Origin of the sequence: Flagellimonas hymeniacidonis, from assembly GCF_008040165.1 — a bacterium.
Classification (GTDB): domain Bacteria; phylum Bacteroidota; class Bacteroidia; order Flavobacteriales; family Flavobacteriaceae; genus Flagellimonas; species Flagellimonas hymeniacidonis.
This window is the reverse complement of record NZ_VRUR01000001.1, coordinates 635,118-655,884: the sequence shown is the minus strand read 5'-3', so window position 1 is coordinate 655,884 and position 20,767 is coordinate 635,118. Positions and strand designations below refer to the sequence as shown.

Genomic DNA, 20,767 nt, shown 5'->3' with positions numbered 1-20,767 from the left:
ATAATGGATAAATTACCTTCAGAACGAATAAAAGAATTAGGGCTTCAATTTCCTCCTGCCCCCAAACCTCTTGGAGTATATAGGCCGTTGCTGGTCGTGGACAATTTTCTGTACATTTCTGGACAAGGACCTATTAATCTTGATGGAACTTTGATGATTGGTCGCGCGGGAGATGATCTAAATGAAGATGAAGCTAAATTGGCAGCTCGCCAAGTTGGACTAACGATGTTGGCTACCATTCAAACACATTTTGGTAGTCTGGATAAAATAAAAAGAGTAGTCAAAGTTTTGGGAATGGTCAATTCAACACCCGATTTTGGTAGGCAACCCTATGTAGTAAATGGCTTCAGTGAACTTATGGCCGATGTGTTCGGAAAAGAAAATGGAATAGGAGTTAGAAGTGCTGTTGGCATGATGTTACCAGATAATATTCCTGTTGAAGTAGAGGCGATGTTTCAGTTGCATTAAAGCAACAAAAAGAAGGCTGGCGTAATATGTTATACTACTAATACCTAACTATGTTCGTATTTGATGCTCATTTGGATTTGGCCATGAACGCTTTGGAGTGGAACAGGGATTTGACCTGGACCGTTGAAGATATTCGGAAGAGCGAAGAAGGGATGACCGATAAACCAGATCGGGGTAAAAATACGGTCTCATTGCAAGCAATGCGAAAAGGTAATGTGGGTCTCTGTGTGGCAACACAAATTGCACGTTATGTAAAAAAAGGAAGTCCATTGCCTGGCTGGAACTCCCCACACCAAGCTTGGGCTCAGACCCAGGGACAGTTGGCGTGGTACAAGGCTATGGAAGAAATTGGCGAGATGGTACAGGTTACCAACCTGAAGGAGTTAAAAACGCATATGGGACTTTGGGAACGTGATGATAGTGACTCCAAAAAACCAATTGGATACATACTTAGCTTGGAAGGCGCAGATTCAATCGTTACCATAGACCATCTTGAAAAATCCCATGAAATGGGGTTAAGGGCTATTGGTCCTGCACACTATGGGCCTGGGACATATGCACATGGCACTGACTCCATCGGGGGAATTGGCACTAAAGGAAAAGAACTTCTCAAAAAAATTGAGGAACTCAATCTTATTTTAGATGCTACCCACTTGTGTGATATGAGTTTTTGGGAAACGATGAAAGCGTACAATGGACCAGTTTGGGCAAGCCACAATAATTGCAGAAAATTTGTAAACCATAATAGGCAGTTTTCAGATGAACAACTCAATGAGCTTATCAGTAGAAAAGCGGTTGTAGGAATTGCACTTGATGCATGGATGATGGTACCTAATTGGATAAGAGGAGAGTCTACTCCAAAAGATATGGGTGTTACCTTAAACCAAATGGTAGAAAACATTGATCACATATGCCAATTGGCCGGGAATTCGTTGCATGTAGGCATCGGAACCGATCTTGATGGAGCATTTGGCAAAGAACAATCTCCAGATGACCTCGAAACTATAGCTGATTTACAGAAAATACCTCTTCTATTGTCTCAAAGAGGATATTCAAATGATGATATTGAAAATATCATGCATCTTAATTTTATAAAATTTCTTGAGAGAACATGGGGATAGATTTGTGGTGAGAATTCTGAAAACAAAAAAGCCTTCAACATTTGTTGAAGACTTTTTGCGGTCTTTGGACGGGACTCGAACTTTTTACCGAGAAAGCCTGTTTTTCGGGACTTCCGAAAGGGTCAAAATCAAGAGGCACCGAATTGCTCACCGTTTAACAAACTTTAACGTTTTGTCGTCTAATAAAAGAAATCATTGAGTAATTATATTTACTTTTCATTATCATCTTCGTTAGATTCTTTTTTCTTATCAGACTTAATTAAATTACCGATTTTAGTATTATTTATAATATATTTAGCACTATTGTTATGGGCTTCAATATCTGTATCTAGATTTTCTTTCATAGCTTCTTTAATATCATGAATATATTCGTCTGAAGCTTTAAAAACACGTATTATTTTATCTTCATTTCCAATGATGAAGTTTTCGAAACCTTTTTTATTTTTCAATAGTGGAATTAATATTTGTCTTTGAACTTCGGAAGAGTATTTCCAAAAATTCGAGCAATAATTAAGCAAACCTTCTTTGAAAAAGAGTAATTCTTTAATTTTTATTGAATGGTCGAAGTGTAATAATTTATCCAGAATAACATTGAATATTCTTTTTAGACTATTTACATTAAGTCTTTCTTTGATAACCAACTCTTTCCAAAACGAAGAATCATAATTTTCTACTTCTCCAGAAATTATTTTGTACATATGGTTTTCATACGCAGTATTGAAATCACTGGACTTCAGTATTCTATTTGAAATTTTTCCTTTAACATAAAGGTGCTTAAAGAACTTTTCTTCCTTATTTTTTTTATCAAAAATTGATGCCCATTCCGTAGTTGAAAAATTTTCAAACCTTTTTACCGTTAAATCGCAAACAAATTTTAGGGATTTATATTGTTGTTGTTCTTTGATGTCGATTTCAGTAAAAAGGGCTAAATCTACCGAATCTACTACATTATCAACATTGATGTCATCAGAGAAGTGTTTTTCCCATCTATCGAATCGCCTCATGAAATTTTCGAATTCCCCATCAAAAATTGTACTCTGTATATCATCCCAATTTTTGAACACCCAACTCGCAAGTAAACGGCTTGTTCCATATGATTTATTTGTAATATGCTTTGCAACATCTGCTATCAATTCGTAATAGTCATCTCCATGAATACACATTTTCAACAAGTCTCCATAGGATATATAATACTCTATTATACTAGATAATCTTATCAAATCTATTTCCCGTTCCTTCTGTAGAATCTCTATAAATTCTTCTCCTTCGTATTTTTTATTTGTTTGGTAAGCTATTAAAGTTGCTATTAAATCATAAAAGTATTCAGCTTCTTCATCAGGCTCCTCATTTATGAAATGACCTCTTGCCGTTTCAAAAGATAATTTCTTTTTCAGGGGTTTTTTGTCATCAGACATTAAAATCCTATTTGCTATTATCAAATTACCCAAGGCTTCACTTTGATCATAGGTTACTTTGTCAAGTTCAGTTTCGATATGCTTTTTAAACATACTTAGTTTTGATGCCTTGTTGACTTCTAAGATAATTTCAAGGAGATATCTTTGGGAAGAATCCTTTTCCACTTCCGTCAGTCCATAATCGTTTTCAATAAGATAGTTGCAGATGTCTTTTTCAGTAACTAGTATTTTATATTCTGCAATATTCTCTCTTGCTTCTTCAATTATTTTTACATAATTATTACCATCAGCAGTACAATATGGTACTATTTCTGTTATGCCAATTTCTATTTTTTCATTTTGCAGAAATTCTTGAATAGAACTTAAGAAAGTGTAATAATCAGAAGTGACTTTTTTGGAATCATCCTGATAGACTGATTTTTTACAAGACTCAATTAATTGCTTCAAAATAGTTTTTGGCTTTCCATTCGGAAATTTACTTTCTGTAAGGGACAATTTATGTATGTTGCTAAACTCTTCGTGGTACTGTTTTCTGTTGGTTATTTTTATATCTAATTCATTGTTGATTCTACGCCAATAGTTATGATAGACCGACGTGTTAAGTATGTCCTTGCATGACACCAAAACGTTTGAAATGTTCTCTAGAATAATTGAATCAGAATTAACCCGTTCCTTGATTACCATATCAAAATATGATAGAAATTGTGGGTGTTTTTTTATTTCAGTAAGTCCATCTAGGTTGGCGTTAACCATTATCTGCTCTATTTCTGGTTTTAAAAGTACCTCATTTGCCTTTTCTAAATTAACATTGAAAACCAAAGCGGACATATACTGCTCTAATTTATTATCCTCTAGAAAAAGACCTGATAAGTTACCTAGATAAGACCTATTACTAATTGTTTCTATCGGGCTATCCAAAATCTTATGTTTTTTTATTGTGAACAATGCCAAATAACGAATCGGAATTGAATTGTTCCATTGTTTGTATAGACCGACTATTGAATTTATATAAGAGATTATTTGTCTTGGATTAACAGACTTAGGATAAGAATAATCGAAAATAGTTTCAATAAAGTAGGCTTCATCAACAACCTTTTTATTTTTGAAAAAGTCCTTACCAAAAGCAATGCTCATCTTTTCTCTGAAAAAACCTTTCCAATCTGAAATGACAGGAGGTGAAATCCTAAATGAAGTGGAAAAGGTTTTTGAAATGAATTCATGAGCAATTAATCTTCCCTTTTCTGGGGATTGTCTATCGAAAAAATTTGCCAAGTGAGTTCTATCATAAGGAATTAAAACCCAGACTTTGGAATATTTACATTCAGCAAAGAAGGTGTGTATAGATGACCATAAAGACATTACCTTTTCAAAAGAGGATAATCTATCCATATTATCAAAAATTAGTACCAGACCACTTATCTTTGACGTATCTAAATCACCTACAATCTGCTGAAAATATTCCTTAAATTTTTTGACCGAAGGTTCTTCCTCAATAATATTTTCGACCTCTCTAGATGTAACATCTTTCCCGCTGAACCAAAAAGTTAAGAACCCTATTTTTTCCCAACCTGATAGGTCATAATTTTTATCAAACCCAACGTCTTCAGGTTTCATTTGTCTGAACTCAATCCAAAAATCACGAAATGCAAAAAACAGGAAAATGGCTGGTGGAAGATATTTCAATAGAAATATCCAAAAGCTTGATGACGAAATATAGCTGGCCTGAACTAAATCATCAATAACAGTAGATAGTATTGTAAATAGCAAAAATGATGTGGTGAAGAGTACCCAAAATCTTTTTATCTGAGGAAACTTGCTAGTATGCTTTGTAGATTTTTTTGCTAATAATTGTGCCTCAAGATTTTCCCATTTCTTATCAACATTAACTAATAATTTTTTACTCAAAAGCTCGTGTAGTATTTCTTCCAGGAATGATCTTCTGGTCAAATCTTCTTGATGTCCCCAAGTATCATATGTGAAAAAATGATAAGGTTTTTCTTTGGTATCGAATTTCCTTTTTAGAATATCTATTGTATTAGATTTTCCAGAACCCCATTGACCCTCAAGGCCAATAACATGGTTTTCAAAAGATTGGTTTTCAATAACTTCTTCAATTATGCCAGCAATCTTTTCTTGTGATTTTCCTTTAAATAAGTCTTCCCCTTCTGGAGAAGTTTTCAAAAATATTGGATATTTCATCTTGGCTTGGTGTGTGCTTACAAGGTTATATTTTAACATGAAAATTCCAACGTATTATTAGATTTTCTTTATGGTTTTTTAAACTATCCTACATGGTTGTAGCCTTTATAACATCCGTGAATGTTTGTTGACGTTTATAATCTACACTCAATTTGAGCTGATAAAATTTATAATCAACTCATATATTTAGTATTTTTGAGCCGAATAAAGATTCTAATCGGCTCATGCGCTACAATTGGCAACAAAAAGATTGGCCCAATTTTCAATATCAAACTACGGATATTGAGGACAGCCTTTTTGATTTTGCGCAGCGAACTGGGCGGATTAGTGGTGTTTTGGAGGGACTTTCGGAAACTGAGCAAACCGAGGCCATAATCAACTTGATGGTTTCCGAAGCCATCAAAACCTCGGAAATCGAAGGGGAATACCTGAGTCGAAATGATGTGATGTCCTCTATCCGCAGAAACTTGGGACTCAACCCGGAATTACCGCTCACCAAAGACAAAAGGGCCGAGGGGGTGGCCGAACTGATGCTGGCCGTTCGAAACGACTTTTCAAAACCATTGACAACCCAAATGCTATTCGATTGGCATACCATGTTGATGAAAGGCAATACCCAAATTGAAATAGGCCAATGGCGGACCCATGAAGAGCCTATGCAAATCGTTTCCGGTGCAATTGGAAGAGAGGTTGTCCATTTTGAAGCCCCACAATCGAATAAAGTGCCTTCTGAAATGGATGGTTTTATTCAATGGTTCAATACCTCACAGGACGAAATCAAGAAACCTGTCCTGAGGTCTGCCATCGCCCACCTCTATTTTGAGTCCATACACCCGTTCGAAGATGGTAATGGCAGGATAGGTCGGGCTATTGCCGAAAAAGCACTATCGCAAAGCATTGGCCGCCCAGTACTGTTCAGTCTGTCCAAATCCATTGAGGGAAACAAAAAAACCTATTATGACGCATTGCAAAACGCACAACGTTCCAATGAAATCACCAATTGGATAAACTACTTTGTCCAGACAGTTCTCGATGCCCAAATAGATGCCGAGCAAGAAATCGAATTCACCCTAAAGAAGACCAAGTTCTTTGACCAACATAAGGATGAACTCAATGAGCGTCAACAAAAAGTGGTTAAGAGAATGTTGGAAGAAGGTCATCAGGGATTTAAGGGAGGCATGAATGCTCGTAAATATCTTTCGCTTGCGAAAACATCCAAAGCAACAGCTACAAGAGATTTGCAAGACCTAGTTACCAAAAGTATTTTCAAGCCTATCGGTGGGGGACGAAGTACACGATATGAAATCAATATTTGATTTCAGAATTTAGAGTGAATCATTAAGATAAAAGGTTGTCAGTTATAATTTACATTAAATCGGTTTTATTGGTTAATTTATATAAACCGTTTTATTTTTGGTTGAAATAATAAATTGTTACCTCTTACATTAAGATTCAACCTATTGTTAACAATTACACCAATAGATTTTGATAAAACTTACTTGCTATGTTTAAATCCTTTAAATTTCCTTACCTCAGAAATTTTAACTTGATTATACCATTGCTGGGACTGCTTTTTTTTGGTTGTTCAAAAGACGATGATGGGTCAGTAAGTAATTCTTTCTATGCTGGTGCCTTGAAATCAACAACAATCTCAAATCTGGTTGGTACATGGTCGATTTTTGAAGCAGAGTCTGATGGGAATAGAGTTTCGGTGCCACCAACTACCCAAGATTGTGGAAGGGATTTTTTCAGTTTTAGCACCGAGAACCGATATTCAGAATTCCTATTTACAAGTAGTTCTTGTGTTCCGGAAACAAACAATTACAACGTTGATTTGCTCAATGGTGTTGTAACACTGACCAACCAATTTGGACAAAAAGAAGAATTGGTAATTACCGAACTGACATCGGAAATATTGAACTTCAGAGCTCAATTTGATATAGATGAAGACGGAGTTTTGGATATTTTGACCTTTTATGCAAGGAGATATTCGCCACCTGCGGAGATGGACATTTATTCTTCAACATTCATTCATAATAATACCGTGGAATATTTAGATAAGATACAGATGAGTTGGGAACCCTATAAAGGATATAATCAATTCAGTAGATATGAAATCTATCGAAACGCAGGAGACTGTGACAAGACAAATGCTGAGCTTATAGCCACTTTGAATTCGCCCGACCAAGGGTTTTTTATTGATGAAAATCCTGCTATTAACAGTAATCTGTGCTATTATTTCAGAATTTACACGGATCAAGGCTTATTGGGAGAAAGTGAAATGGTATCCGTCGACACGGGGCGTTTGGAGGTTTCCTCGGTGACAGTATCCGAGCCTGTTGTTGGAAGTGAATCAATCGGTCTTAATTGGTCTAAGTACTCTGGCCGCTATTTCTCACATTATGAGGTTACAGCTCGAAATTACCAAAGTGGCTCAGGATATGGTTATCAAGAAGTTACCATAGCAACGGTTGATGATGTTGATACATTAGAATATATTGACAATGACCCACCTTACTTTGCAAATCCGGTGTATTCAGTACATGTCATCGATATATTCGGAAACAAAAGTCTTGGAACAATTGAAGGGGCAAATAGTTGGCAGACAAATTTTATTAGAAATGGATTGCTCGAGTTAGATTTCATTAGGAAACTTGCTATTGACCCTGATGAGACCATAATTTATTTATATGGTAGGGAAAGCGGAACGCAAGAACTGAACATCATCCGATATAACTATAATACGCATAGCATTGAAGCAACATCTGATCTACCCCCTTCTGCCCACACTGATGTCGATATGAAGGTCATTGCCTCGGAAGAAGGAAAGGAAATTCTATTTGCCCAAGGAAGCAGTATTAATGTCTATGAAGCCACATCCTTGAATTTTAAGTATGAAATGAGGGTCGTGGGGCTTTTTCCTTCTTTTGACGATTTGGCTTATCTAAATGATAACGTATGGGTATTTACCGATAGCGATGATGTTTTTACATGCAGTAGAAATGGTAAAGATTTGAACCTTATTGATAGTGAAATTCATTTTAACGAACACCAATCTTCGAATAACTATCAAATCATTGCACTGGACAATAACCAAGTGCTTGTTGGACATTCCAATGAGCCAAATAGCCTTAGGTTTACTATTGATATTAATGGTTTTCTAACGGACCGAAACACTGTACCGATTCCTATTTTATCGGATTGGAAAAAGGAAACGTTTTATAACGCCAATCAGAGTTACATTATTAATTTAGTTGAAGGGCAGATATATTCCACAACAGGCTATGCGGTAATTGATAGTTTTTCGGAACCTAATTTTTCTTATGGAATCAGCAATGATGGTAATAGGATATTTGGGTCTGAGAATGACCCAAATGCTATTGACCTTCTGAGTTCTATGCATGAGAAAAAAGCCTACGCTTATAACAGGGCCAACCAAGCTTTGGAACAATATGAAACCAAGGGCTATCCCCATTTCATATTTGAAAACCATCTTGGACAGTTGATTAGTATTTCCTCTGGCTTATTAAGACCTCGACTTGATTTTGGAATGCCATCTCCAGATTTTTTTATCGAAATAGTAGACTAATATAGATTTAAGCAATAGGTGTTTAAACTGGTTATTTGAGGTCATCCATTCTCCTTGCAGGAGTATCCCCAAAGAATGCTTAGAATGTAATGTAGAGCAAACAAAACAGGGTTTTGCGCTGCAAGTCCCAAATCCTTACCCTTAAACTTTGCGCGTGGATCCTGTTCGATTTTTGTAGTGTTCGGAAAGATAAGTGTGAGGCAAAAATCGGATAGGGCGCACCATACTTTTTGAATGGAATAGCGAGAGGGCAACACGCTAAAGCGATGTTGCATATATTAATTATTTGTTTTTCAATAGTTTAGGAATCTATTGAAAACCTGCTTGACCCCATAATTGACCCCTGCTGACCCCCTTAAGGTAAAATGTGACCCCCAAATGCTATTAGAGTGCCAATTTATAGTGGCTCTGCGTTTAATTTGTGGGGTTAACCTTAGATTTGAATAAGGTCCTTTTTTAGAAGAATGCCTATTGGGCTATTCCACCTCTAAGCAAGATGATTGTTACCTCGCTCCGTAGTATTAGTTTGTGTAAGTTTTGGGACGCTTGCAGCGCGAAATTTTCATTTAGCTCGCTTTTCATTGAGACTTTTTGATTTGACAACATCAATCGAAAAAGATGAATTGATTTGCGTGTTGTTAGCAACCATTGTCCTAGTGTTATGATAATGGAATCCAGTGTTTATGGGGCTTCCCAGACACGTTATGATAAAAATGTCCTAGTGCTGCATTTCTTTAAAATCGTAATCATTGGAAATACAATTGTTTACAAACACAACATCGCTTTAGCGTGTTGTCCTCTTGCTCTTCTATATTTTCTTTAGAGGAAAAATGTCAGACCTCTACAATTTTATCGTAATAATTTACCTTTCCCATTTTCTCTCTTAATGCAGCCATATCATCCGCAATTTTTCTGTCGAGTACTTTAGCATAGATTTGAGTCGTTTTCAGGGATTGATGACCTAACATTTTGCTGACCGATTCTATTGGTACTCCATTGGAAAGGGTAACAGTTGTAGCAAAGGTATGACGAGCCAAATGGGTGGTGAGATTCTTCTTAATGCCACAGACATCTGCGATTTCCTTAAGATATTCATTCGTTTTTTGATTGGTGGGCACTGGGAGTAGGTTTCCGTAGGGATGTACCGTAGAATGATGGGAGTACTTTTTGAGAATAATCTCAGCTATTGACAAAAGTGGAATACTGCTCAAAGTCTTGGTTTTGTTTCTATATGTTTTTATCCAACGTTTTCCGTCTATTCCGATGACGATATTATCTTTTTTCAACTTTTTCACGTCCACGTAGGCCAATCCCGTGTAGCAACAGAAAAGAAAAATGTCCCTGACCCTATCCAAACGTTTGTTTTCAAAATGCTCTTCGGCCAGCAGGGATAGTTCACTTTCAGTTAAACATTCACGATTCTTGTTTTTCCAACTTGCTTTCCAGTAAAAAAATGGGTCTCTCTTAATCCACTCGTTGGCATAAGCAATACGAATGATTTTTTTGAAGTTAACCACATACTTTATAGTGGTGTTATGGCCAAGCTTCTGTTTGGTCTTTAGGAAATATTCAAAACCTGTTATGAACTTATGGTCCACTCTATGGATGGGAGTGTCTCCTGTCCTCAAAGAATAACGGATATAGCTTTGCAAATGGTTGTAAGCCGCTTGGTACCGCTGTAAAGTGCCACGGGAATAATCTTTACCCAAAAGGCTCTGCATTTCATCATTATGGTTTTTAAAAACCTCCAAGGTACCGTACACCTTTTTTGATTTTCCCAAATAAGCATTCTTAATAATAGAGGCTGATACTCTTTCACCTTCCTTCAGGTAGTTTTCATAAATCTCAAAGCATTTGTTCTTTACACTTTCAAGGAACCTATTGAAGTTTGATATTTCTAGGGCCGTCCCCCTCAGCTTACCACTTTGGGAATCCCATCTTCTAAGCTGGACCTTACGACCGATACTGAACTCACTACGCCTACCATTAATGGTAATCCGTGCATATATCGGTACCATTTCGGTATTTTTGGCTCCCTTTTTCTTGGGATAAAATAGGATGTTCATTGTTCCAAACATTGGCGAGTTTTCTGAAAAGCTCACCAGAAGTTACAAAAAGAACTTACCGAAATTACACGTAAGGATTTCGTTAACAGTTGATTTAAGTGATTTTTGCGGATTTTTCAAAGGCGTTTTTGGATTACCGAAAAGCTCACCTTTTTATTGTATTCAAATGGTTCTATTTGGAATCATTTCAAAATAAAAAAGCCCGTAAATATTTAATTTACAGGCTTTTGGAATCTATTGGAATTAACCAAGCGGTCTGGACGGGACTCGAACCCGCGACCCCCTGCGTGACAGGCAGGTATTCTAACCAACTGAACTACCAGACCAATGATTTTATCTAAAATAGACTCTGACAACAGTCAGATTCAAACCTTGTTACAATCGCTTTTCTCAAAGCGCCTGCAAATATACATTTGCATTTTCGATTCAACAAAAGATTTTTGAAAAATAAAATAAAGAACTAGGCAAATTTCTGTCGTTCAATCATAAACGTGTTGAAAATTTGTGAAAAACTAGAATTAATATCAACACCCATATATTTTATCCTGTATTGTGCACACTTCAATTTTAGATTTTCTTGGTATTGTTTGACTTTTTCATGGTATCCCTTTTTAATGTTGTCAGCATATAAATCTATATGTGTGCCCGTTTCTACATCTACAAAGCGCTTGGGAGTGTTCTCAAAATCAAAATTTAATTCATGTTTATGGTCGAGTAAATGAAAAAGCACAACAGCATGCTTATTGTATTTTAAATGACGGAGCGCTTCAAACAATTGTTCCTCTTCTGTTTCTGTTTGGAACATATCTGAAAACAAAAAAATAAGACTGCGACGATGTATTTTTTCCGCAATTTGGTGTAAGTACGTGTATGTTTTGGTGGTATCCGAATTATTTTTAACTCTTGAAACTTCATTTAATTTCGAGTACAGCATTTGAAAATGTCGTTCACTACTTTTTTCAGTTGCATAAAAGTTATAAGAATCTGAATAGATGCTTAATCCAACTGCATCACGTTGTTTTTTTAAAATTTGCATAAGTCCGGCTATGGCCAAAACTCCGAAACTCACTTTATTTAGGTTATTAATAGTTGGCTGTTGTATTTCAGGGTAATACATGGACGCCGAATTATCCAAAATCATATGGCACCTTAAATTCGTCTCATCCTCATATCTTTTGGTGTACAACCGATCAGTTTTTGCATAAAGCTTCCAGTCTATGTGTTTAGTACTTTCCCCTGGATTGTAGATTTTGTGCTCTGCAAATTCAGCGGAAAAACCATGGAACGGACTTTTATGGATACCACTAATAAAGCCTTCAACAATTTGATTTGCCAAAAGCTCAAGATTTTGAAAGAGTTGTCCTTTATGAAGTTCTGATTTAATATCCATACAATGATTGATGGCTCAATATAAAACAAAAAAGGTTTGGCATTTGCCAAACCTTTTCTAAAACTTTGTATTACTATAAAGCTTATAATACAGCTTCAATTGCATCTGTATATACTTTCTTTGGAGATACCCCAACTTGACGATTTACAATCTCACCATCCTTAAAAACAAGAACAGTAGGGATATTACGAACACCATATTTAGCGGCAAACTGCTGATTGGCATCAACATCCACCTTTCCAACTACAGCTTTACCTTCATATTCAGAGCTAACCTCATCAATGATCGGACCTACCATTCTACAAGGACCGCACCACGCAGCCCAAAAATCTACCACGACAGGTTTGTCGCTTTTAAGTACTACTTCGTCAAAAGTTGCATCTGTTATTTCTAGTGCCATTTTATTTGTTTTAATATTTGCAAAGTTAGTCAAATATCATGCAGTTTCCTTACGGGTCATACATTCGTTTTAATTATTGCGCCATCAGTATTAACTATAAGGAGTTAATTCAGTTTGTAATGTATCTCATTCTCCTCCAGTGCAGAAAGAAGCTCACTATTGATTTTGACCTTTTGTTTTCTACTGGATAGATTCAACTTTATTTCATCCTGCATTTCATACACCACAAAATTAAGAGGATGATCGCCCTTATGGGAAATAAGGGTATCTTTTAGTGTTTGAATCCGCTTTTCTTGCAAACGGTCAATATCCAATTTTATGGTGAGTTTTTTGGCATAAGCATCCATTACATCCTGAAGCTGTTTAAAATCATTGAATTGTAATCTAGGATCTCCTTTTTTCCCCGTCTCTCTATTTACCCAGCCTTCACGAACAAATGCTTTAACGTGAACAAAGGAATTGATCATTAAAAAATGTCTGAATTTGAGGTATTCTTCGCCAAAAATCCGGAATTCATGCGTATCTGTATAGTCTTCCAAAGTGAAAAGCCCCCAACCCTTACCGTTTTTGGAAATACGGTGTTGTACATCTGTGATAACCCCGGCAACGGTCAATTCCCGATTCACATAATTTTCTAAAGTGGTAAAAGCTGATACGCTACTATTGCAAAATGCTGTAATCTCTTTTTTAAAGTCATCCAGAGGATGCCCTGAGATATAGATGCCTACCACTTCTTTTTCACGGCGGAGTTTTTCCATAGTGCCCCAATCTTCACAGGGAGGAACAACAGGTTCGGCAATTTGCGCCTCGCTCATTCCTCCAAACATATCCATTTGTGAGGAGTTTTGGTTTTCCTGATATTTTGATGCCGACTTTATTACTTTTTCCAAAAAAGTTATCCCATCTCCTTCATCATGAAAGTACTGAGCCCTGTGGGTATCCCCAAAAGAATCAAAACCTCCGGCCAGCGCTAGGTTTTCAAAAGATTTTTTGTTGGCAGCACGGAGTTCAACACGTTTAGCAAGGTCAAAAACTGACTTATAGGGACCATCTTCCTTACGATTTTCAACTATTGTTTCAACTGCGGAACGTCCAACACCTTTAATTGCTCCCATGCCAAAACGAACTGCATTGTTTTGGTTCACGGCAAACTTGTAATACGATTCATTCACATCTGGCCCAAGTACTTCCAGTCCCATGCGTTTACATTCCTCCATAAAGAAGGTGACTTGCTTAATGTCGTTCATATTGTTAGACAATACAGCTGCCATATATTCAGCAGGGTAATGGGCCTTTAAATATGCAGTTTGGTATGCAATAAACGCATAACAGGTAGAGTGACTTTTGTTGAAAGCATAGGATGCAAAAGCTTCCCAATCCTTCCAGATTTTTTCGAGGACATCTCTTGGATGGCCATTTTTTTCACCTCCATCCAGAAACTGTGGTTTTAATTTTTGTAGTAGGGCGAAAATCTTTTTCCCCATGGCTTTACGTAGAACATCTGCATCACCCTTGGAAAAGCTTGCAAGCTTTTGAGAAAGCAACATCACCTGCTCCTGATACACCGTAATTCCGTAAGTTTCCTTTAAATATTCTTCCATGTCTGGAAGATCATAGGTGATTTCTTCATCCCCATGTTTACGAGCAATAAAGCTGGGGATATATTCCATTGGTCCAGGACGGTACAAGGCATTCATGGCAATAAGGTCATCAAAAACCGTTGGTTTCAGGTTTTTCATATGCTTTTGCATTCCCGGGGATTCATATTGAAATATTCCCACGGTGTCTCCACGTTGGAACAACTCATATGTTTTTTCATCATCCAATGGAAAATCATCTGGGACCAATTCAACACCTCTTCTGGCTTTAACAATCTTTACTGTATCCTTGATAAGTGTCAAGGTTTTCAATCCCAAGAAATCCATTTTTAGGAGACCGGCACTCTCTACCACAGAGTTGTCAAACTGGGTTACATATAAGTCTGAATCCTTGGCTGTAGCTACGGGAACAAAATTGGTAATGTCATCTGGGGTAATGATGACCCCACAAGCATGTATTCCAGTATTACGAAGTGAACCCTCAAGAACACGTGCCATGTTTACGGTTTGGCCCTCCAAATCATCTCCTTCAGAAATATTAAGGAGTTGATGTACTTTATCCAAATCGTCTGAACGGAATTTTTTCTTTAGTTCTGATTCTTCAACGCCAAAGATTTTGTTCAATTTGGACATGTTGGGAATAAGCTTTGCAATACGATCTGCATCGTTAAGGGGTAAATCCAGAACCCTCGCGGTATCCCTAATGGAAGATTTGGCCGCCATGGTGCCATACGTAATAATTTGAGCAACTTGATTGGCGCCATATTTATTGATAACATAGTCCATCACCTTACCTCGGCCTTCATCATCAAAATCGATATCGATATCGGGCATGGATACCCTATCCGGATTTAGGAAACGCTCAAAAAGAAGGTCATACTTTAAAGGATCTATATTGGTTATCCACAAACAATAGGCGACCACAGAACCTGCCGCTGAACCTCGACCCGGTCCTACAGATACATCCATGTTTCGCGCTTCTCGGATGAAATCTTCAACAATAAGAAAATATCCAGGGTATCCAGAATTTTCTATGGTTTTTAGTTCAAAATCAATACGCTCCTTAATCTCATCGGTAATTTCACTATAGCGTTTTTTAGCACCTTCGTAAGTGATATGTTTTAAATAAGAATTTTCACCACGCTTTCCACCATCGACTTCATCGTCCTGTACTTTGAATTCTTCTGGAATATCAAATTTTGGAAGTAATACGTCCCTTGCCAAATCAAAGGGCTCCACCTTGTCGACTATCTCCTGCACATTTAAAATGGCCTCTGGAACATCCTTGAACAAGGCCTTCATTTCATCCGAAGACTTATAATAATACTCCTGATTTGGCAATCCATAGCGGTAGCCACGTCCTCTTCCTATAGGAGTGGTTTGTTTCTCTCCATCTTTTACACAGAGCAAAATATCGTGTGCTTCGGCATCTTTTTTGTCGCAATAATACGTGTTGTTGGTGGCCACCAGTTTTACTTGATGCTTTTTGGCCAATGGCACCAAAACTTGATTTACCCGATCTTCATCTTCTTGACCGTGGCGCATCATTTCCATGTATAAATCGTCACCAAACTGTTCTTTCCACCAAAGCAATGCTTCTTCCGCCTGCTTTTCGCCTACATTCAATATTTTGTTGGGTACTTCACCATAAAGATTTCCAGTAAGTGCAATGACATCTTCCTTGTACTGTTCAATAATTTTTTTGTCGATTCTAGGAACATAGTAAAACCCATCTGTATAGGCAGTGGAAGACATCTTGGCCAAGTTGAGGTAACCATTTTTATTTTTGGCTAGCAATACGATCTGATACCCATAATCTTTTACATTTTTATTGGTATGGTCATCACAAACGTAAAACTCACAACCAACTATTGGTGTTATTTCCTTTTCAATAGGAGTTTCGCCATTGGCCTCTAGCTCAGCATTTTTTTCTTTTACGGTTTTATTATGCGCTTTCACTTCTTTTACAAAATGAAAGGCACCCATCATATTGGCATGATCGGTCAAGGCAACTGCGGACATTCCATTTTTAGCAGTTGACTTTACTAAATCTTTAATATTTATGGTGGATTGAAGTACGGAAAATTGGGAATGGTTGTGTAAATGAGCAAAAGATGCATCTGCTAGGCTTTCTACATTCTCATTGATTTCTGCCTCTGAGATTTCACCGGTATCTTCTGCCCAAAGGGCATCTGAAATAGCTTTGGATGCTTTTTTAAGATTGATGTGCTTTAATCCAATAAGCTCAATGGTCTGCGGATTGGCTTCTGAGAAATGCTCAAAATAATCAGGTTGCACATCCAGCTCGCTGATAGAGAAATGCTTTTTTCGAACGAGTTCTAAAAAGCATCTAGTGGTAGCTTCCACATCTGCAGTGGCATTATGTGCTTCTGCAAAAGGTTCCCCAAAAAGGTATTCGTGCAATTCGGTAAGTGTGGGCAATTTGAATTTCCCCCCACGACCTCCAGGAATTCTGCAAAGTTCGGCCGTAGCCTCGGTACAAGTATCTAAAACTGGAAGTTCGGTCAGGGAGTTTTCAACACTCAAACGATGGAATTCGCACCCCATGATATTGACATCGAAATCCACATTTTGTCCCACAACAAATTTTGCTTTGGAAAGCGCATCATTAAAAAGTTCCAAGGCTTCACTCAAAGACACCCCGTCTTGCTCCGCCAAAGCTGTGGAAATCCCGTGAATTTGTTCTGCTTCATATGGAATATTAAAACCATCCGGTTGTATCAACATATCCTGATGCTCCACCAAATTGCCCAATTCATCATGCAACTGCCATGCAATCTGTATGCATCGGGGCCAATTATCCGTATCAGTGATTGGTGCATTCCATCGCTTTGGTAAGCCTGTGGTTTCAGTATCAAAGATTAAGTACATAGTATATGATTCTATCCGTTTGAGCGGAAGCGAGAACTAAATTAAAAACAATGAATAAAAATAAGGAAGAAGAGAGGTTTCAAAAAAAAGAGTTGTAAAGATTTATCAACCAATAAAAAACACAAAACCTATTGACTGTTAAGGTATTTGAATTATATTTGCACCCGCTTAAGTGGAAAGCGATAAAAAAGAATTAATAATCAGGGTCGGGCACCCTACAAATTAATGTGATATGCCAGTAAAGATTAGACTACAAAGACACGGTAAAAAAGGTAAACCATTCTATTGGGTGGTTGCTGCAGATTCCAGATCAAAAAGAGACGGTAAATTTTTGGAGAAATTAGGAACATATAATCCTAATACAAATCCTGCTACAATCAATTTAGATGTTGATGGATCTGTAAAATGGTTGAGCAATGGTGCACAACCTACCGACACTGCAAGAGCAATTTTGTCTTATAAAGGTGTTATGATGAAACATCACTTATTAGGTGGTGTTCGTAAAGGGGCATTTACTGAAGAACAAGCAGAAGAGAAGTTCAAAGCTTGGGTTGAAGAAAAAGAAAAAGCCGTGGCTGCTAAAGTTGGTGGTTTGGATAAAGCGAAAGCAGAGGCCAAAGCAAAAGCACTGGAAGCCGAGAAAGAAGTTAGTAACAAAAGAGCTGCTGCAGCATTGCCAGAAGTAGAGGAAGAGATTGTTGAGGAAGCTGTTCCTGCTGAAGAAGCGGTTGAAACTACTGAAGCTGTTGCCGAAGAGGCTGCGGTTGTTGAAGAACCAACCAAAGAAGAAGCTCCTGTAGAATCTGCAAAAGAAGAGGTTGCTGCAGAGCCTGAAGCTAAAGCTGAGGAAGCTGCTCCTGCCGAAGAAGCTGAAGCTAGCAAAGAAGAAGAGTAAAGACTTAGACGATGCGCAAGGAAGATTGCTTCTACCTGGGCAAAGTCGTTTCAAAATATAGCTTTAAGGGTGAATTGTTGGTGAAATTAGATACCGACGAGCCCGATATCTACGAAAATATGGAATCAGTATTTGTTTCAATTGGGAACAATCTGATTCCATTTTTTATTGACCGTTGTCGATTACATAAATCAGCATTGCTACGTATCGATTTTGAAGAGGTAAAAGATGAGCCAACTGCCGGCAAAATGATTGGGGCAGAATTGTATTTGCCCTTGGATATGCTCCCACCTTTAACGGGAGACAAATTTTATTTCCATGAAGTCATTGGGTTTACTCTTATAGATGATATCCATGGGGATATTGGAATCATCAAAGCAGTAAATGACAGTGCATCACAAGAACTTTTTGAAGCTGAAAAGGATGGGAAAGAACTATTGATTCCCATTACCGATGATATTATCACCAAGGTTGACCGCCAGAACAAACAGATTCATGTAAAGGCACCAGAAGGATTGGTTGATCTCTATCTATCTTAAAACTAAAATGTAGTGATTTAGCACTATATTTAAGTCCATCTTTCATCTTCAAATTATGTTTCGCTATTGCTTTATTGTCTTAGTTTTTTGTCTTGTTTCATGCGGAAATAAAAAGAACGAAACCAAAAAAACAGAAGGTCCACCAAACGTTGTGCTAATTTTCACCGATGATCAGGGATACCAAGATGTAGGTGTTTTTGGTTCACCAGACATAGAAACTCCCCATTTGGATCAAATGGCTGCTGAAGGGGTCAAGCTGACCAGTTATTATTCAGCACAAGCTGTTTGCTCAGCTTCAAGAGCTGGTATTTTGACAGGGTGTTATCCAAATAGAATTGGAATCCATAATGCCTTAGGGCCAGACAATACCCATGGGATAAACACTTCTGAAACCACCCTTGCCGAAATGCTAAAAGATAAGGGATATGCTACCGGAATTTTTGGGAAATGGCATTTAGGGCACCATCAAAAGTTTTTGCCCACCAGACATGGGTTTGATGAATGGTTTGGGATTCCTTATTCCAATGATATGTGGCCCTATCACCCACAACAAGGGCCAATTTTTAACTTTCCGGACCTGCCGTTGTATGAAAATGAAACTGTAATTGACACTTTAACGGAGCAGTCACAGTTGACCACTCAAATAACGGAGCGTAGTGTGGATTTTATCAAAAGAAATAAGGATAATCCTTTCTTCTTATATGTGCCACATCCGCAACCCCATGTTCCCTTGTTTGTTTCCGAAAAATTTAAAGGGAAGTCAAAAAGAGGATTGTATGGGGATGTGATTATGGAAATTGATTGGTCTGTAGGGCAGATTTTGAAGACCCTTAAGGATAATGGCCTTGAAGAAAACACCATTGTTATTTTTACTTCGGATAATGGTCCCTGGTTATCCTACGGAAATCATGCTGGAAGTGCTGAGCCATTTCGTGAAGGAAAAGGAACAGCATGGGAAGGTGGTCAGCGCGAACCATTCATTATAAAGTATCCAAACAAATTGAAGCCAGGAAAAGTTGTTGATGTGCCTGTAATGGCCATCGATATTCTACCCACTATTGCTGAGCTTGTTGGGGCTGAATTACCTCAGAAAATAATAGATGGTAAGAATGTCTGGAGTGTTTTGTCCGGAGAAAGTGAAGAACCTGTCCAGGAAGCCTATTTCTTTTATTATCGAGTGAATGAACTATTTGGAGTACGCTATGGAAAATGGAAACTGTACTTTCCGCATCGTTATCGAACTATGGATGGTCAAGAGCCGGGAAGGGATGGATTGCCGGGTGAATATAGGATGATTGACATGGAAGAAATTGAGCTATACGATGTGGTAAATGATATTAGTGAAACTAAAAATGTTGCATCTGAAAACCCTGAAGTAGTTTCTAAAATCAAGTATTTGGCCAATAATATGAGGTCAAAACTCGGAGATTCTTTATATGAGCTGGAAGGGTCTGAAACTAGAGAGCCAGGTAGAATAGATGAGTAGTCCATTTAAGTTTAAGCAGTTTGAGGTTCATCAAGATCGCTGCGCGATGAAAATTGGCACTGATGGGGTATTACTGGGAGCTTGGGCATCTTTGGAATCCCAACCTGATTCTATTTTGGATATTGGAGCGGGAACTGGCTTAATTGCGTTGCAAATGGCTCAACGCTCCACTGCAGAAACCATTGATGCTATTGAGTTGGATGAAAGTGCTTATGAACAGTGCGTGGAAAACTTTGAAGCATCGCCTTGGGCAGATAGGCTATTTTGCTATCACGCAGGGCTGGATGAATTCATGGATGAGATAGAAGATAGCTATGAGTTGATAGTTTCAAACCCACCATTTTATTCAGAAGAAGTTACAAGCGGAGATGCTTCTAGGGATAAGGCACGTCAGAATAGTTCCTTGCCTTTCAATGAACTTTTGGAAGGGGTGTCTAAACTGCTTTCTAAAAATGGCTTTTTTTCAGTAATTGTTCCTTTCAAAGAAGAAATCCAATTTATTGATTTAGCGGAAGCGTTTGGGCTTTATCCAATTAGAATAACCAGAGTAAAGGGGAATCCCAATTCTGATTTTATAAGGAGCATGCTGGAATTTGGTTTTTTAGAGACTAAGCCTGAAATAGATGAATTGACCATTGAATTGGAACGTCAACAATACACAAAGGATTATATTAGTTTAACGAAAGCATTCTATTTAAAAATGTAACAA

The 20,767-nt window shown here is 37.6% G+C and carries 13 protein-coding genes and 1 tRNA gene; 8 read left to right on the top strand and 6 right to left on the bottom strand.

The window, feature by feature from the left end; translation table 11 throughout:
* Positions 1-3: 3 nt before the first annotated feature.
* Together FVB32_RS02890 and FVB32_RS02885 are read left to right on the top strand one after the other, a co-directional pair.
* Complete coding sequence (locus FVB32_RS02890) at positions 4-468, top strand: RidA family protein (RefSeq protein WP_147741080.1); 465 nt, start codon at positions 4-6, stop codon at positions 466-468.
* Between the two features lie 50 nt (positions 469-518).
* Complete coding sequence (locus FVB32_RS02885) at positions 519-1,589, top strand: dipeptidase (RefSeq protein ID WP_147741079.1); 1,071 nt, start codon at positions 519-521, stop codon at positions 1,587-1,589.
* 209 nt (positions 1,590-1,798) lie between these two features.
* Here the strand turns inward: FVB32_RS02885 and FVB32_RS02880 are convergent, their stop codons facing one another.
* Positions 1,799-5,203 (bottom strand): P-loop NTPase fold protein, encoded by a 3,405-nt coding sequence (locus FVB32_RS02880; RefSeq protein WP_187269480.1) that lies wholly within the window; start codon positions 5,201-5,203, stop codon positions 1,799-1,801.
* A 224-nt stretch (positions 5,204-5,427) separates the two neighbouring features.
* Here FVB32_RS02880 and FVB32_RS02875 point away from each other — a divergent pair, with 224 nt between their 5' ends.
* A complete protein-coding gene (locus tag FVB32_RS02875; RefSeq protein ID WP_147741077.1) occupies positions 5,428-6,519 on the top strand; it encodes a Fic family protein in 1,092 nt (363 codons plus the stop codon).
* A gap of 188 nt (positions 6,520-6,707) precedes the next feature.
* A complete protein-coding gene (locus tag FVB32_RS02870; RefSeq protein WP_147741076.1) occupies positions 6,708-8,792 on the top strand; it encodes a lipocalin family protein in 2,085 nt (694 codons plus the stop codon).
* A gap of 833 nt (positions 8,793-9,625) precedes the next feature.
* On the opposite strand, the gene FVB32_RS02865 is transcribed toward FVB32_RS02870, so the two are convergent.
* From FVB32_RS02865 to dnaE, 5 genes are all read right to left on the bottom strand, one after another.
* Positions 9,626-10,858 (bottom strand): site-specific integrase, encoded by a 1,233-nt coding sequence (locus FVB32_RS02865; protein WP_246139819.1) that lies wholly within the window; start codon positions 10,856-10,858, stop codon positions 9,626-9,628.
* A gap of 252 nt (positions 10,859-11,110) precedes the next feature.
* Positions 11,111-11,184: transfer RNA gene (locus tag FVB32_RS02860), tRNA-Asp, on the bottom strand.
* 134 nt (positions 11,185-11,318) lie between these two features.
* The gene (locus tag FVB32_RS02855) at positions 11,319-12,248 is read right to left on the bottom strand and encodes a DUF58 domain-containing protein (protein ID WP_147741074.1); all 930 of its coding nucleotides are present in this window, start codon (positions 12,246-12,248) and stop codon (positions 11,319-11,321) included.
* Between the two features lie 82 nt (positions 12,249-12,330).
* Entirely contained in the window at positions 12,331-12,648 is a 318-nt protein-coding gene (gene trxA, locus FVB32_RS02850) for a thioredoxin (protein ID WP_147741073.1), read from the bottom strand.
* Positions 12,649-12,752: 104 nt separating this feature from the next.
* Positions 12,753-17,138 (bottom strand): DNA polymerase III subunit alpha, encoded by a 4,386-nt coding sequence (gene dnaE / locus FVB32_RS02845; RefSeq protein ID WP_147741072.1) that lies wholly within the window; start codon positions 17,136-17,138, stop codon positions 12,753-12,755.
* Between the two features lie 232 nt (positions 17,139-17,370).
* Between dnaE and FVB32_RS02840 the strand changes: the two genes are divergently transcribed.
* The 4 genes from FVB32_RS02840 to FVB32_RS02825 are packed head-to-tail and all read left to right on the top strand — an operon-like array spanning position 17,371 to position 20,764.
* Entirely contained in the window at positions 17,371-18,033 is a 663-nt protein-coding gene (locus tag FVB32_RS02840) for a 30S ribosomal protein S16 (protein ID WP_147741071.1), read from the top strand.
* Positions 18,034-18,044: 11 nt separating this feature from the next.
* Positions 18,045-18,572, top strand: coding sequence for a ribosome maturation factor RimM (rimM, locus tag FVB32_RS02835; protein WP_147741070.1), 528 nt, complete (start codon positions 18,045-18,047; stop codon positions 18,570-18,572).
* A gap of 55 nt (positions 18,573-18,627) precedes the next feature.
* Positions 18,628-20,058, top strand: a complete 1,431-nt coding sequence (locus tag FVB32_RS02830) for a sulfatase family protein (RefSeq protein ID WP_147741069.1) — start codon at positions 18,628-18,630, stop codon at positions 20,056-20,058.
* Complete coding sequence (locus FVB32_RS02825) at positions 20,051-20,764, top strand: tRNA1(Val) (adenine(37)-N6)-methyltransferase (protein ID WP_147741068.1); 714 nt, start codon at positions 20,051-20,053, stop codon at positions 20,762-20,764. The genes FVB32_RS02830 and FVB32_RS02825 overlap by 8 nt, the downstream gene beginning before the upstream one ends.
* The last annotated feature ends 3 nt before the right edge of the window (positions 20,765-20,767 follow it).

Bases quoted from the DNA above. Each gene is read 5' to 3' on its own strand.
- FVB32_RS02890 (WP_147741080.1), top strand. From the start codon at position 4: ATGGATAAATTACCTTCAGAACGAATAAAAGAATTAGGGCTTCAATTT.
- FVB32_RS02885 (WP_147741079.1), top strand. From the start codon at position 519: ATGTTCGTATTTGATGCTCATTTGGATTTGGCCATGAACGCTTTGGAG.
- FVB32_RS02880 (WP_187269480.1), bottom strand. From the start codon at position 5,203: ATGAAATATCCAATATTTTTGAAAACTTCTCCAGAAGGGGAAGACTTA.
- FVB32_RS02875 (WP_147741077.1), top strand. From the start codon at position 5,428: ATGCGCTACAATTGGCAACAAAAAGATTGGCCCAATTTTCAATATCAA.
- FVB32_RS02870 (WP_147741076.1), top strand. From the start codon at position 6,708: ATGTTTAAATCCTTTAAATTTCCTTACCTCAGAAATTTTAACTTGATT.
- FVB32_RS02865 (WP_246139819.1), bottom strand. From the start codon at position 10,858: ATGAACATCCTATTTTATCCCAAGAAAAAGGGAGCCAAAAATACCGAA.
- FVB32_RS02855 (WP_147741074.1), bottom strand. From the start codon at position 12,248: ATGGATATTAAATCAGAACTTCATAAAGGACAACTCTTTCAAAATCTT.
- trxA (WP_147741073.1), bottom strand. From the start codon at position 12,648: ATGGCACTAGAAATAACAGATGCAACTTTTGACGAAGTAGTACTTAAA.
- dnaE (WP_147741072.1), bottom strand. From the start codon at position 17,138: ATGTACTTAATCTTTGATACTGAAACCACAGGCTTACCAAAGCGATGG.
- FVB32_RS02840 (WP_147741071.1), top strand. From the start codon at position 17,371: ATGCCAGTAAAGATTAGACTACAAAGACACGGTAAAAAAGGTAAACCA.
- rimM (WP_147741070.1), top strand. From the start codon at position 18,045: ATGCGCAAGGAAGATTGCTTCTACCTGGGCAAAGTCGTTTCAAAATAT.
- FVB32_RS02830 (WP_147741069.1), top strand. From the start codon at position 18,628: ATGTTTCGCTATTGCTTTATTGTCTTAGTTTTTTGTCTTGTTTCATGC.
- FVB32_RS02825 (WP_147741068.1), top strand. From the start codon at position 20,051: ATGAGTAGTCCATTTAAGTTTAAGCAGTTTGAGGTTCATCAAGATCGC.